The organism is Brevundimonas sp. NPDC058933 (assembly GCF_049315965.1).
Lineage (GTDB): Bacteria > Pseudomonadota > Alphaproteobacteria > Caulobacterales > Caulobacteraceae > Brevundimonas.
Genome location: NZ_JBMOSL010000001.1, coordinates 1,096,200 through 1,109,614, shown reverse-complemented (window position 1 = coordinate 1,109,614; position 13,415 = coordinate 1,096,200). Strand labels below are relative to the sequence as shown.

The following is a 13,415-nucleotide window of genomic DNA, read 5'->3' as shown; positions in this document are numbered from 1 at the left end:
GAGAGTGGCCCGGATCCTTGCAAATCAATGATCTGCAAGGATCCGGATGGTGCCGCCGGGGGGAATCGAACCCACGACCTCAGCCTTACCAAGGATGCGCTCTACCACTGAGCTACGGCGGCGGTCACTGAGGAAGCGGCCGTATAGCCAACGGCTTCGGCCGGGCCAAGTGCAAAATGCATGCTTGATCAAAAACTTTGCTCGGCGTCTGCTGCACATCATGGACACGCCGCCCAAAGACGCTCTTTCTCCCGCTCCGACCACGGAGCCCTCACGCGAGCAGAAGGCCAGGGCGGAGCGGGCCGTGCGGCTGGCCGCGGCCCTGCGCACCAACCTCAAGCGTCGCAAGGCCCCTGCCGCTCCGGCGCGTCCCGCCGCAGAGCGCAACTGAAAGTCATCGCGCCCGCGCGCATCCGGCCCTTTCGCGAGGGCGCAAGGGCTTGCTAGATAGCCGGTTCGCCGGGACGCAGTGTTTCCGGCCGTGAAAGATTCCATGGACAGCATCGTCATCCACGGCGGCAACCGCCTGAACGGCCAGATCGAGGTCAGCGGCGCCAAGAATTCGGCCATCAAGCTGATGGCGGCGTCAATTCTGACGGATCAGCCCCTGCTGCTGACCAACATGCCGCGTCTGGCCGACACCCGTTTCCTGGGCCAGCTGCTGCAGCAGTTTGGCGTCGAGGTTACGGAACGCGACGGCGCAGACGGGCAGGAGACCCTGTTCCACGCCGCAGAGCTGACCTCGACCTTCGCCCCATATGACCTGGTTCGGCAGATGCGGGCCTCGTTCAACGTCCTGGGGCCGCTGCTGGCCCGCACCGGCAACGCCAAGGTTTCGCTGCCCGGCGGCTGCACCATCGGCGCGCGCCCGGTCGATCTGCACCTGATGGCCCTGTCGGCCATGGGGGCGGCGATCGAGCTGGAAGAGGGCTATGTCTCGGCCACGGCGCCCAGAGGGCTGCGCGGCGCAGAAATCGAGTTTCCCTTCGTCTCGGTGGGAGCCACGGAACATGCCCTTCTGGCGGCGGTCCTGGCCAATGGCGTGACGGTGCTGAAGCGGGCGGCTCGCGAACCCGAGATCGGGGATCTGGCCCGCTGCCTGATCGCCATGGGCGCCAGGATCGAAGGCTTGGACACCGACGTCCTGACCATCACCGGCGTCTCGTCGCTGAGCGGCGCGACCTGGTCGGTGATTCCGGACCGGATCGAGATGGGCAGCTATGCCCTGGCCGCCGCCATGGCCGGGGGCGAGGTGCGCCTGACCAAGGGCCGCGCCGACCTGATCACCGCCCTGACCGACAAGATGGTCGAGGCGGGGGTCGAGGTCGAACCGACCGCCGACGGCGTCATCGTTCGACGTGATCCCGCGCAGCGGCTGAAGGCGGTCAACGTCACGACCGAAATCTATCCGGGCTTCGCCACCGACTTGCAGGCCCAGTTCATGGCGCTGATGACGACCGCCGAGGGCGAGAGCATCATCCACGAGAACATCTTCGAGAACCGCTTCATGCACGCGCCCGAGCTGGCGCGCCTGGGCGCGGACATCTCGGTCCATGCGGGCGAGGCGCGGGTGCGCGGGGTCGAGAAGCTGACCGGGGCGCCTGTCATGGCCACCGACCTGCGGGCCTCGATCAGCCTGGTCATGGCCGGCCTGGTCGCGGAGGGCGAAACCACGGTCGGTCGTGTGTATCATCTGGATCGCGGCTTCGAGCGGATGGAAGAAAAGCTGGGAGCCTGCGGCGCCGACGTGCGGCGCGTGAAGGGCGAGGCGGATGAGCACTGAGGTCGACACGGTCTCTGACAACGACGCGGCGGCGGAGTCTCTCGCGCCGATGGAGCCCTTGCGCCTCTTGGCCGAGGACGCTGTCGACCTGCAGATCATCTCGGCTGCGCTTCAGGACGCCATCATGCGTCCTGTCGACATCCGCTGGGAAAAGGAAGCCCGGCGCCTGACCATCGTCCTGTCGCGCTTCTGTTGGGAATGCGGCGGCACGCGGGTGATGGCCGCCATGCAGTTCGGCGACGTCGAGGCGGTCAAGAGCCGCCGCCTGCCGCGCCTGCCCGAATCGGCGCTGGAGCTGCTGGCGCTCGACTTCGAGCCGACCGAGGCGCCCGGCGGCCGCGTCATCCTGATGTTCGCCGGCGGCGGCGATCTGCGCATCGACGTGGAATGTCTGGACGCCGTCCTGACCGACCTGTCGGACCGCTGGCCTGCGCGGATGGCCCCGACCCATCTGGACGAGACTCAATCATGAGCGGGCCGCACAAGCTGTCTTCCATCGAGGTGGACGCCGCGACCCTGCCGGCCGCCACCGCCGAGATCGAGCACCAGCGTCGAGTCGCCATCTTCGACCTGGTCGAGGCCAACAGCTTCGCGCCCGAGGGCGCCGAGGGCGGGCCCTATACGCTTCGCCTGTCGTCGCAGGAGAACCGCCTGGCCTTCGATATCGCCGGGCCGGACTTCGCCCGCACCCACGTTCTGTCGCTGTCGCCGATGAAGACGGTGATCCGTGACTACGCCCTGATCTGCGAAAGCTACTACGAAGCCCTGCGCGGCTCGTCGCCCAGCCAGATCGAGTCGGTCGATATGGGCCGTCGTGGCCTGCACAATGAAGGCGCCGAACTGCTCAAGGCGCGGCTCGACGGCAAGGTCGCGATCGACCACGAAACCGCCCGTCGGCTGTTCACACTGGTTTGCGCCGTCTATCGACGCGGCTGAACTCGACTATTTCGGCGTTTTGGTGCATTAGGCGCCTCCTTCACGGCTTGCGTTCACACCCGACGCGAGCCTTAAGCTGTTTTACGGGTGAGAGAGACCGCATGGCCAAGGAAGAGCTTCTCGAGTTCCCCGGCACCGTCAGCGAACTGCTGCCGAACGCCACCTTCCGCGTAACGCTGGAAAACGACCACGAGATCATCGCCCACACCGCCGGCAAGATGCGCAAGAACCGCATCCGCGTCCTGGCGGGCGACAAGGTGCTGGTTGAAATGACGCCCTACGACCTGACCAAGGGCCGCATCACCTATCGCTTCAAGTAAGGACGCGCGTGTCGCGTCCTGACCTTTCGGCTCCTAGGCTGGTTCTGGCCTCGTCGAGCCCGCGCCGCATAGAACTGCTGGCGCAGATCGGGGTGGTTCCCGATCATGTTGATCCCGCCGACATCGACGAGACCCCGCTGAAGGGCGAGACGCCGACGCGTCTGGCCGAGCGGCTGGCGCGCGGCAAGGCCGAGGTCGTGGCCGCGCGTTCGCCCGACGCCATCGTCCTGGCCGCCGACACCGTCGTCGCCCTGGGCCGTCGCCTGCTGGAAAAGCCGGCCGACGAGGCCGAGGCCAGGCGCTTCCTTGAACTGCTGTCGGGCCGCAATCACCGCGTCTTCACCGGCGTCGTCGTGATCGCCGATGGTCAGGCGACCAGCCGCGTCGTCGATACCCGCGTCTCGTTCAAGACCCTGTCGGCCGAAGAGATCGCAACCTACGTCGCCTCGGGCGAATGGCGCGGCAAGGCGGGCGGATACGGCATCCAGGGGGCGGCCGCCGCCTTCGTGCGCCGTATCGTCGGCAGCCATCCCGCCGTCATGGGCCTGCCCCTCTATGAGGCGGCCAATCTGCTTCGGGGCGCCGGCTGGCGACCCCGCGTCGCCTGACATGGCTGATGTCGAGGTCTTCCTCGATCAGACGCCGGGCGAGACCCGCGGCGTCGTCGCCCGCAACGGGCGCTTCCATCATCTGATCCTCCAGCGTGACAGCGACCGGCCGAGCGATCGGCTGGGCGCGCGTTGCGTCGGGCGTATCGCGCGGGTCGAGCCGGGTCTGCGCGGCGCCTTCGTCGATCTGGGGGCGGGCGAGCCGTTCGGTTTCCTGCCGCTGGGCCAGAACGACAGGCCGGGGGAGGGGAGCAAGGTTGAAGTCGAGGTCTCCGCCGAGCCGCGCGAGCGCAAGGGTCCTGTGCTTCGCCGCATCGGCGAAGCGGCCGGCGAGCCGCGCCTGCTGACAGCGGGGTCTGACGTGGCCGCGATTCTTTCCCTACTGGCGCCGGGCGTCGTCCCTCAGACCGGCGTGGTCGCGATTCGCGCCGCCCTGGAGGCTGAGGAGGATGCGCTGTCCGCCTCCGTCGTTGATTCCGCCAGCGGTCTGGACCTGATGATTCAGCGCACCCGCGCCCTGATCGCGGTCGATATCGATCATGCGCCCGCGCCGGGTCGCGATTCCCGCAAGAGCCGCGAGGCGGCGAACCGTGCCGGATTGTCGCACGCCGCCCGCCTTCTGACCCTGAAAGGGTGGGGCGGGCTGATCGTGATCGATCTGATCGGCGCCGGCCTGCATGGCGACACTATAATGAAGGGCGTTCGCGCGGCCTTCGCTGACGAGCCCAAGGCTGTCTTCGGCCCGCTGAGCCGTTTCGGCCTGATGCAGTTGTCCTTGCCGTGGCGTCGAACCCCTCTGGATGAGCGATTGCTGGATGCGGCCGGACGGCTGAACCTGGAGGCGCGCGCCATCGCTGTCGTCCGTCACCTGCGTCTGGCCATGTTGTCCGATCCCGCCACGCCGCGTTTCGTTGCGCGCTGTGGTCCTGAAGAGGCGGCGCTGGCCGCAGCCTGGGTTCAGGCGCTGGGGCCGAGGGCCGGGCTGCGGGCCGATCCGTCGATGGCTGCCGGCGCTGTCAGAATTGAAGAGGCTCTCTAATGTCGCTCTGCCCCATCTGCCGCCGCCAGAAGGCGGTCGAAGCCTATAAACCTTTCTGCTCCAAGCGCTGCGCCGACGTCGATCTGCAGCGCTGGTTCACCGGCGGCTACGCTGTTCCGACCGATGACGCCGTCGATGATGAAAAAGATCGCTGAATTGAGTAAATTGGCGTCTGGACAGCCTCTCCGGCCTCGCCTATAGACCCGCCTCTCGCGACGAGATCGCGCGCCTGGATAGCTCAGCTGGTAGAGCAGCGGATTGAAAATCCGCGTGTCGGTGGTTCGAACCCGCCTCCAGGCACCACTCCCCTTACAAATGAAGCGTCAACGTTCCCCAAGGATCTGCGCGCAAGCTACGCCGTAAAATGGCCTAAATTTCGCCTTGGGAATTGCATTTCAGTAACATGCCGTGATGCGACGTTTTCGTGTCGTCTTTATAACGAAAACTGCAAATTTCTTGCCGACCTACCCGATTGCTGCAGGTGCGAAGGGGAAAAGAAACTTTGCGGACTTGACGCTAAGATAGCCGTTCGCCAAAGGGTCTTAACCGCATTCCTGCTTGCAGGTCGGGGTTACCGGGATATTGTGTCCTGGACCTTGGCGGCGACGCCCGTTTTCGAACGGACGTTGCGGGGGGGCGGCTCCATACGTCGGGCTCGATCCAGGCGATGGCGCAATTTCATTATAGGGACGGCCGACTGACGCGGTCCGTGTCTTGGGTTCCACGTGTCAGACCAAAGCAGGAACTGGCGAACAATGCTCGATAGCAAGAAGACGAATATCCTCCTCGCACTGGCCGGCGCTGCCGTCCTGATGGCGAGCTCGCCGGTTCTGGCGCAAGACGCCGCAACCCCGGCCGCTGATCCGGCAGCCGCTGCTTCGACCGCCGCTCCGGCCGCCGACGCTGCTGCTCCGGCTGCTGACGCCGCCGCCCCCGCTGCTGACCCCACCACGGTCAGTGAATCGGTTTCGGGCGGTCACGGCAGCGGCGGCATCACCCCGGTCTCCATGTTCATGGAAGCCACCGCAGTGGTTAAGGTCGTCATGATCGGCCTGCTGCTGGCCTCGATCTTCTCGTGGACCCTGCTGCTCATCAAGCTGCTGGAGTTCGGCGCGCTGAACAAAGCCACCGACCGCTTCCTGGAAGCCTTCCGCGGCGCTCGCACCATCGCTGACATGCGTCGCGTGTCGACGTCGGAAGAGTTCGACGGCAACCCGCTGGCCGACATGGCCGCCGCCGCCACCGAAGAAATCGAACTGTCGCGTCAGGCTGGCCTGAGCGTCACCGGCGATCACCGCGACTCGGCGCTGCTGCGCGCCCAGACCGCTGTGGCTGCTGTTCAATCGGGTCTGCCCAAGCGCCTCTCGGGCGGCCAGCAGTTCCTGGCTTCGGTCGGTTCGACCGGTCCGTTCGTCGGTCTGTTCGGCACCGTTTACGGCATCATGAACTCCTTCATCGGCATCGCCGAGTCCAACACGACCAACCTGGCCGTTGTTGCTCCGGGTATTGCTGAAGCCCTGCTGGCTACCGGTATCGGCCTGTTCGCCGCTATCCCGGCCGTTATCTTCTACAACTACTTCAACACGCGCATCTCGAACTACGGCACGCGTTCGGACGGCTTCAACGCTGAACTGATCAACGCCATCTCGCGTCAGCTCGACAAGGGAGCGTAAGACGGATGGCCGCCAAACTTTCCGGTTCCGGCGGCGGCAAGTACACCGTCGAGGCGAACGCCGAGATCAATGTCACGCCTTTCGTCGACATTATGCTCGTTCTCCTCATCATCTTCATGGTGGCGGCTCCGCTCGCCACCGTGTCGGTGCCGGTGAAACTGCCTCGCGCCGTTGCGCCTCCTGGCAAGAACCCGCCGACGCCGGTCTTCATCTCCATCCAGAATGATGGCGATGTGTGGATTGGCGACCTGCGGTCATCGCCTGGTTCGCTTGGTGAAGATCTGAAGGTTCAGATCGGACGCAGGAACCCCTCCGAAGAACGTATTTTCATTCGCGCAGACCAGCAGACCCGGTACGGCGATTTCATGCAGGTCATGAACGCCCTCCAGGATAACGGTTTCTACAGCGTCGCCCTCGTTGGCGAAGAGAGTTAAGGGGGGCGGGCGAATAGCATGACAGCTGAACCTCACGTCCACCGGGATCCCATCCTGGATCCGCCGAAGAAGAAGAAGAAGCTTTCGACCGGCGCCATCGTGGGCATCACCATTTCGGTGATCGTTCACGCCCTGGCGGGCCTGTACTTGTACAACAACAAGTTCGTGTTGAAGGAGATGACCTACGAGGATGAGGCCGTCGACGTCGAGCTGATGGAGGTTCCGCCTCCGCCGCCTCCGCCGCCGCCGCCGCCGCCGCCTCCGCCGGACACCCCTCCGCCGCCGAAGCTTCAGGTGCGTGAACCGCAGATCAACACCCAGGCGCCTCCGCCTCCGGTGACTGTGGCTATCGAACCGACGAAGAAGGAAGACCGTCAGGAATACACGGGCCCGCCCGTGATCGTCCCCGGACCTCCGCCTCCGCCGGCTCCTCCCGCTCCGCCGCGTCCTTCGGTCATCACCAACCCGAGCTGGTCTCGCCAGGTCCAACCCGAGTTCCCGGAACGCGCCCAGTCGCGCGGTATCGAGTCCGGTTCGGCCAAGGTGAACTGCGCCGTTGCGCCTAACGGCAGCCTTTCGGATTGCCGGCTGGTGTCGGAAGACCCCTCTGGCGCCGGTTTCGGCCAGGCGGTTCTTCGGGCGGCCCGTTCGGGTCGTCTGGCGCCGCGGACTGTCGATGGCGCCGCCGTCGGCGCCCGCGTCGAGTTCACGACCCGCTTCCGTCTGGACTAGGGATCTCATCCGAGATCAGGTTGAACGCCCTGGAGGAAACTCCGGGGCGTTTTTCTTTGTCTGACGCCCCGCAGTCTGGCGCTGGCCTGGAGCCTTGCCCATGGTCGCTATCGAATTTCTGAAGGATCCGCCGTGAACAAGCTTGTCGTCATCATCGCCGCCACGACGACCCTGGGTCTTGGCGTGGTCGGTTGCGCCTACAACGAGAGCCTGGGCCGCAACCAGTTCCTGATCGTGGACGACAGCGCCCTGATTCAGCAGTCGAACGCCGCCTGGGCTGAGACCCTGAAGTCGCAAAAGGTGTCGACCAACGCCGCCCAGAACGAACGGGTGCGTCGCGTGGGCGGGCGCATCGTGCAGGCGGCGGGTCTTGCGGGCCGTAGCTGGGACTATGCCGTGTTCGAGGACGCCGGCCCTAACGCCTTCGTCCTGCCGTCCGGTCAGATCGGCGTCACCACCGGCCTGCTGAAACTGGTTCAGAACGACGACCAGTTGGCTGCGGTGCTTGGCCATGAGGTCGGTCACGTCGTCGCCCGCCACGCGGCTGAACGCTATTCGACGCAATCGACCACAGGTCTGGTTCTGGGCGCGGTTCAAAGCCGGGCAGGAGACTACTCCCAGGCGGTCGGCGCGCTCGGCGGCATGGGCGCGCAGTTTGGCCTGCTGCTGCCCTTCTCGCGCAACCATGAGCTGGAGGCGGATCGTCTCGGCGTCGATTACATGGCCGCCGCGGGCTACAGGCCGTCTGAATCTCTGGCCCTGTGGCGGCTGATGGCGCAGCAGCGCCAGTCGGGCGCGCCGGAATTCGCCTCGACCCACCCGTCTGACCAGACCCGGATCACGGCGCTTCAGCAGTATATCGCCAGCCGCGGCTGGAACTGACGGGGAATAAACCGAAAATCCTTCACAAGCATATTGCCGACTGGAGCGAGGCCCGCTAGAGAACCGCCCTCGCGTTGATCGCGCCGCCTTAGCTCAGTTGGTTAGAGCGCCGGTTTGTGGAACCGGAGGTCCTCAGTTCAAGCCTGAGAGGCGGTACCATCGCTCCAACGAATCGCTTTCGGCGACTTGGAGTGGTGACGACATGAGCGACGCTTCCCCCATGTGGGACCCCCGCCAATACAATCGCTTTGAAGCCCAACGCGATCGCGCCGCGCTCGATCTTCTGGTGCGTCTGCCTGAGGATCTTGATCCGGCCGAGATCTGGGACCTGGGCTGCGGCACGGGCCAGCACGCGGCCCTGCTGAAGCGCCGCCACCCGAACGCCCAGGTCCATGGCATGGATTCCAGCACCGCCATGCTGGATCAGGCCCACGCCCTGTCGACCGAGGTGGACTGGTCCGTTGGCGACATCGCGACCTGGACGCCCGAACGACCCGCCGACCTGATTCTGGCCAACGCCTCGCTGCAATGGCTGCCGGATCACGCTGACCTGTTCGTCCATCTGGCCGAAGCGCTGGCCGCCGGCGGCCTGCTGGCCGTGCAGATGCCGATGGCCTGGGAGACGCGCCACCACGCCCTCATGCGCGAGACGGCGGCCGAGGGGGCGTGGGCGTCGCTGTTGGCGGGCGTGGACACCATCGCGCCCCTGCTGCCGGCTGAGGCCTACTACGAGGCGCTTTCGCCGCTGTGCGACCACATCGACATCTGGGCCACGACCTATCTGCACGTCCTGACGGGTAAGGACGCCGTGCTGGAATGGATGAAGGGCACGGCGCTGCGACCCTATCTGACCGCGCTGGCCAGTGATCCGCCGATGCAAGAAGCCTTCTTGAAGGCGCTGGGCGAGCGGCTGTCGTCGGCCTTCCCTAGACGGGCGGACGGAGCAACTCTTCTACCATTTCCTCGTCTGTTTCTGGTGGCGCAAAGGCGCTGACCCGGTGGCGATGCAGGTGCTCGATCGGGCAGTTCAAGGTGGTCAGGGAAGCCTGAGCGGCGGCGTAGCCTGAGGACACGGCCGGCTCATAGGCCTTCCAGTCACGAATATCGACGCCTTCGGGGCGAGGCTGGATGAGCAGGTCGCTGTCGGCGCGCGCCTGTTGCAGTTCCGCCTCCGTCGTCAGGGTGGCCGAGCGCATCAGCACCGAGACGATGGGCGGCCCCTTTTTCCAGGCGCCGGAAAGGATCCAGCGCCACCACGAGGGCGGGTTCTCCAGCGCCTGAGGGTCCACGCCGCGCGTCTGGGACACGTCGACGCCGACAACCGGCCCGCTGTTCAGTCGACGCATCACCTCGCTGGGGAAGTTTCTCAGCACGGCGCCGTCCACCAGCACCTGACCGTTCATCACCACCGGCGGCATGACGCCCGGAATGGAGATTGAGGCGCGCAGGGCGTGACGCAGCATGCCTTCCCGATGCACCTCGATCTTGCCGGAGGTCAGATTGGTCGAGACAGCGAAGAAGGGCAGGGGCATGTCCTCGATGGCCACGTCGCCGTAGGCGTCCTGCATCAGGTTCGCGACCTTGCGGGCATGGGTCATGGCGATGATCGGAAAGGCGATGTCCGACAGCGGGTCGGATTCGACGAAGGCCTTGCGGATGCGCTCGTCCAACTCCTCGTCTGACCAGCCCAGGCCGGGGCCGGCGGCGATGACCGCCCCCATGGAGGAGCCGCCGATGAAGTCGATGGGCATGCCGGCCTCACGCAGGGCCTTCAACGCGCCGATATGAGCGTAGGCGCGGGCGCCGCCCCCTGACAACACCACGCCGACGGCGGAGCCCGTGACAATGCGGGCGATCCGCGCCGTGTCGTCGAAAAGGCCTTCAACGGCATGGAACCAGCGCCCGGGCCTGAAGGTCTCCAGCCAGACGCGGGTGTTGGTGGGCCGGGCCATGTGCGGGGCGCGCAGCAGGATCAGGTCGGTCAGCGGGTGGGCTTCGTCTGCGACCTGAAGCGGCGGAATGGGCGGGTGCGGCGCATGGTCGGCGTCGCCAACCATGAAGACGCGGTCCACCTGTCTCGCACACAGCGAGGCCCATCCCGGCTCGTCGGCCTCGGCGATATAGAGGACGTAGTCGTGCGCATCCTCGACGCCCGAAAACCATTCGGCCGCCGACGACAGAGCCGTCTGGTCGATGATGCGGCAGGTGAAGCCCTGGGCCTCAACGGCGCGGGCGACGCGCTCGACGAAGCTGCGGATCGGCTGCCGCCGCGCCGAGATGAAGCCGAAGACGGTCGGGTCGGATCCCGTCGAGTTGCGATCGCGCGCACGGGTCAGCATGATCTGGCCCAGTTCGGCCATCAGGGCCGGCTCGGCGCGAGCCGCATCGAAGAAGGCGTCCCGCGGCAGGGCGATAACGTCGCTGTCGCGCAGAGCCACGACGTTGGCCAGGTGCGTGGTGCCGGCCAGCATGGCCATTTCGCCGACGGGATCGCCCGGCTTGATGACGCCCACGAATTGCGATCCGCGTCCGTTGTCGTCGCGAAACACGCCCAGCCGCCCGGCGCGCAAAAGATACAGGGTGTCGGCCGGATCGCCGGCGGAGAAGAGCCGCTCACCCCGCGTCAGGGCGAACCAACTGGCGCGCGTGTTCTTTGTGCCCTCAAAGACGCGCGCGAGCGCAGCTTCAAGCGTGTCGGGACGTTCAACAGCCATGGGATCGTTTATGCCGGATTTCGTCCGACAGGAAAGCGGGTGCTTCCCCCCGAGGCGGAAGCCTCCTAAACCTTGGGCATGCCCAAGCTGATTTCCGCCGTCGATCGCAACAGTCCTGCTTTCAAAACGCTGGATGCGCACAATCGCGCCCTGCGGGACGCGCTTTATGAAAAGGTGGCCAAGGCCGCGCGGGGCGGTTCAGACGCCAGCCGCGACCGCCACGTGGCGCGCGGCAAGCTCCTGCCGCGCGACCGGGTCGAGCGCCTGCTGGACCCCGGCTCGCCCTTCCTCGAGGTCGGACAGCTGGCCGCCAACGGCATGTATCGCGACGAAGCCCCCGGCGCGGGCATGATCTGCGGCGTCGGTCGGGTGTCCGGCCGCGAGGTCATGATCGTCTGCAACGATCCGACGGTGAAGGGCGGCGCCTACTTCCCCATGACGGTGAAGAAGCATCTGCGGGCGCAGGAGATCGCCGAGCAGAACAACCTGCCGTGCGTCTACCTGGTCGATTCGGGCGGCGCCAACCTGCCGCATCAGGCCGAGGTCTTCCCGGACCGCGACCACTTCGGCCGCATCTTCTTCAATCAGGCGCGGATGAGCGCGAAGTCGATCCCGCAGATCGCCTGCGTCATGGGCTCCTGCACCGCCGGCGGCGCCTATGTGCCGGCCATGTCAGACGAGACGGTCATCGTGCGCAATCAGGGGACCATCTTCCTGGCTGGCCCGCCGCTGGTGAAGGCCGCCACCGGCGAGGTCATCTCGGCTGAGGAACTGGGAGGGGCCGAGACCCATGGCCGCAAGTCCGGCGTGGTCGACCATGTGGCCGAGAACGACGAGCATGCCCTGGAGATCGTCCGCTCCATCGTCGCCAACCTGAACACGGTCAAGGATGTGCCGCTGGACGTGCGCGAGCCGCGCGCCCCGGCCCTGGACCCGCAAGAGCTTTACGGCCTGATCCCCGACGACGTGCGCGCGCCCTATGATGTCCGCGAGGTCATCGCCCGCATCGTCGACGGCTCGGACTTCGATGAGTTCAAATCGCTTTACGGCGCCAGCCTGGTCTGCGGCTTCGCCCGCATCTGGGGCTATCCGGTCGCCATCCTGGCCAACAACGGCGTCCTGTTCTCGGAGAGCGCCCAGAAGGGCGCGCACTTCATCGAACTGGCCTGCAAGCGCAAGATTCCGTTGCTCTTCCTGCAAAACATCTCCGGCTTCATGGTTGGCGGCAAGTACGAGGCCGAAGGCATAGCCAAGCACGGCGCCAAGCTGGTGACGGCGGTCGCCTCGGCCGAGGTGCCGAAGTTCACGGTCCTGATCGGCGGCAGCTTTGGCGCCGGCAACTACGGCATGTGCGGCCGGGCCTACAGCCCGCGCTTCCTCTTCACCTGGCCCAATAGCCGCATCAGCGTGATGGGCGGCGAGCAGGCCGCCTCGGTTCTGGCCGCCGTCCACCGCGACGCCGAGACCTGGACGGCCGACGAAGCCGAGAGCTTCAAGGCCCCGATCCGCCAGAAGTACGAGGACGAGGGCAACCCCTACTACGCCACCGCTCGCCTGTGGGACGACGGCGTCATCGACCCGGTCCAGACCCGCGACGTCCTGGGCCTGGCCATCAGCGCCAGCCTGAACGCCCCCATTCCGGAAACGCGCTTCGGCGTGTTCAGGATGTAGGGTGAAGATATTGTACGGTGTTCAAAATCTGCTTGTAGCGAGGCGACGCGGCTGGAAAGGTCGCATCGGCGATCTCGATCCGGGATCGAAATCTGCACGACAAGGACAGTGATCATGAAGAAGACTGCAGCTCTCATCGCCTTGACGGCCCTGCTCGCGGCTTGCGGATCGCAGGCCGACTCGAAACCCGCAGCGGCGACGGAAGAGGCTCCGGCGATGGCTTCAACGCCGCAGGCCGCAGCGGCCGAACCCGTTTCTGCGGCCGAGGAGGAGGCCGCACGCGCAGGCCAGCCGTCGCAGGCGGTCTTCCCCGTCGGCTATCGCGGCGAGTGGGACTATAGCGACGACGGCTGCGCCAAGGACGAGAGCGGCACTCGCTTCATCATCACCGCCAACGAGATCAAGGGCTACGAGGACACCTCGAAGCTGGTGGCGCTGGAAACCCTTGAAGGGCAGGGCGACGCCATCCGCGTGGTTCTGGAAAGCCAGTCCTCTGAAGGGGACCAAACCCTCGTACAGATCCTGCGTCTGTCTCCGGTCGCCGGCATTTCGCTGCGCGTCGAGCAAGACGGCAAGACCGTTCGCGCCAACCGTTGCGACCCCGTTTGATCCACCGGATCTCC

At 66.0% G+C, this 13,415-nt stretch carries 16 protein-coding genes and 3 tRNA genes; 17 read left to right on the top strand and 2 right to left on the bottom strand.

The genetic code is table 11. From position 1 onward, the window contains the following. Positions 1 to 47: 47 nt before the first annotated feature. Positions 48 to 122 (bottom strand) — tRNA-Thr (locus tag ACOZBP_RS05465). Positions 123 to 184: 62 nt separating this feature from the next. Between ACOZBP_RS05465 and ACOZBP_RS05460 the strand changes: the two genes are divergently transcribed. The 15 genes from ACOZBP_RS05460 to ACOZBP_RS05390 all read left to right on the top strand — a co-directional run bounded on the left by ACOZBP_RS05460 (position 185) and on the right by ACOZBP_RS05390 (position 9,401). Continuing rightward, a complete protein-coding gene (locus tag ACOZBP_RS05460) occupies positions 185 to 391 on the top strand; it encodes a hypothetical protein (RefSeq protein ID WP_422675361.1) in 207 nt (68 codons plus the stop codon). A gap of 102 nt (positions 392 to 493) precedes the next feature. Beyond that, positions 494 to 1,783, top strand: a complete 1,290-nt coding sequence (murA, locus tag ACOZBP_RS05455) for a UDP-N-acetylglucosamine 1-carboxyvinyltransferase (RefSeq protein ID WP_422675360.1) — start codon at positions 494 to 496, stop codon at positions 1,781 to 1,783. Next, on the top strand, positions 1,773 to 2,255 hold the full coding sequence (locus tag ACOZBP_RS05450; protein ID WP_422675359.1) for a DUF2948 family protein: 483 nt from the start codon (positions 1,773 to 1,775) through the stop codon (positions 2,253 to 2,255). Before murA ends, ACOZBP_RS05450 begins: the two co-directional genes overlap by 11 nt. Beyond that, positions 2,252 to 2,719 carry a UPF0262 family protein gene (locus ACOZBP_RS05445; RefSeq protein ID WP_422675358.1) on the top strand — a complete coding sequence of 156 codons (468 nt, stop codon included), beginning with the start codon at positions 2,252 to 2,254 and terminating at the stop codon, positions 2,717 to 2,719. The genes ACOZBP_RS05450 and ACOZBP_RS05445 overlap by 4 nt, the downstream gene beginning before the upstream one ends. Positions 2,720 to 2,820: 101 nt before the next feature. After that, positions 2,821 to 3,039: a translation initiation factor IF-1 gene (gene infA, locus ACOZBP_RS05440; protein WP_008261544.1), complete on the top strand. Its 219-nt coding sequence runs from the start codon at positions 2,821 to 2,823 to the stop codon at positions 3,037 to 3,039. 8 nt (positions 3,040 to 3,047) lie between these two features. Further along, positions 3,048 to 3,647, top strand: coding sequence for a Maf family protein (locus ACOZBP_RS05435; protein WP_422675357.1), 600 nt, complete (start codon positions 3,048 to 3,050; stop codon positions 3,645 to 3,647). A 1-nt stretch (position 3,648) separates the two neighbouring features. Then, positions 3,649 to 4,686 carry a ribonuclease E/G gene (locus ACOZBP_RS05430; RefSeq protein WP_422675356.1) on the top strand — a complete coding sequence of 346 codons (1,038 nt, stop codon included), beginning with the start codon at positions 3,649 to 3,651 and terminating at the stop codon, positions 4,684 to 4,686. Further along, a complete protein-coding gene (locus tag ACOZBP_RS05425; RefSeq protein ID WP_422675355.1) occupies positions 4,686 to 4,841 on the top strand; it encodes a DNA gyrase inhibitor YacG in 156 nt (51 codons plus the stop codon). Before ACOZBP_RS05430 ends, ACOZBP_RS05425 begins: the two co-directional genes overlap by 1 nt. A 72-nt stretch (positions 4,842 to 4,913) precedes the next feature. Next, positions 4,914 to 4,989, top strand: a tRNA-Phe gene (locus ACOZBP_RS05420). Between the two features lie 452 nt (positions 4,990 to 5,441). Beyond that, positions 5,442 to 6,359, top strand: a complete 918-nt coding sequence (locus ACOZBP_RS05415; RefSeq protein WP_422675354.1) for a MotA/TolQ/ExbB proton channel family protein — start codon at positions 5,442 to 5,444, stop codon at positions 6,357 to 6,359. A 5-nt stretch (positions 6,360 to 6,364) separates the two neighbouring features. Then, positions 6,365 to 6,793 (top strand): ExbD/TolR family protein, encoded by a 429-nt coding sequence (locus ACOZBP_RS05410; RefSeq protein WP_292033261.1) that lies wholly within the window; start codon positions 6,365 to 6,367, stop codon positions 6,791 to 6,793. Positions 6,794 to 6,811: 18 nt separating this feature from the next. Beyond that, on the top strand, positions 6,812 to 7,525 hold the full coding sequence (locus ACOZBP_RS05405) for an energy transducer TonB (protein ID WP_422675353.1): 714 nt from the start codon (positions 6,812 to 6,814) through the stop codon (positions 7,523 to 7,525). Positions 7,526 to 7,657: 132 nt separating this feature from the next. Beyond that, positions 7,658 to 8,407, top strand: coding sequence for a M48 family metallopeptidase (locus ACOZBP_RS05400; RefSeq protein ID WP_422675352.1), 750 nt, complete (start codon positions 7,658 to 7,660; stop codon positions 8,405 to 8,407). An 82-nt stretch (positions 8,408 to 8,489) separates the two neighbouring features. Then, positions 8,490 to 8,566: transfer RNA gene (locus ACOZBP_RS05395), tRNA-His, on the top strand. A gap of 43 nt (positions 8,567 to 8,609) precedes the next feature. Next, on the top strand, positions 8,610 to 9,401 hold the full coding sequence (locus ACOZBP_RS05390) for a methyltransferase domain-containing protein (RefSeq protein ID WP_422675351.1): 792 nt from the start codon (positions 8,610 to 8,612) through the stop codon (positions 9,399 to 9,401). Here the strand turns inward: ACOZBP_RS05390 and ACOZBP_RS05385 are convergent. Next, complete coding sequence (locus ACOZBP_RS05385; protein ID WP_422675350.1) at positions 9,334 to 11,121, bottom strand: patatin-like phospholipase family protein; 1,788 nt, start codon at positions 11,119 to 11,121, stop codon at positions 9,334 to 9,336. The two genes, ACOZBP_RS05390 and ACOZBP_RS05385, sit on opposite strands and share 68 nt — an antisense overlap. Positions 11,122 to 11,199: 78 nt before the next feature. Here ACOZBP_RS05385 and ACOZBP_RS05380 point away from each other — a divergent pair, with 78 nt between their 5' ends. Then, positions 11,200 to 12,792, top strand: coding sequence for a carboxyl transferase domain-containing protein (locus ACOZBP_RS05380; protein WP_422675349.1), 1,593 nt, complete (start codon positions 11,200 to 11,202; stop codon positions 12,790 to 12,792). A 114-nt stretch (positions 12,793 to 12,906) separates the two neighbouring features. Beyond that, positions 12,907 to 13,401 (top strand): hypothetical protein, encoded by a 495-nt coding sequence (locus ACOZBP_RS05375; RefSeq protein ID WP_422675348.1) that lies wholly within the window; start codon positions 12,907 to 12,909, stop codon positions 13,399 to 13,401. Positions 13,402 to 13,415: the final 14 nt, after the last annotated feature.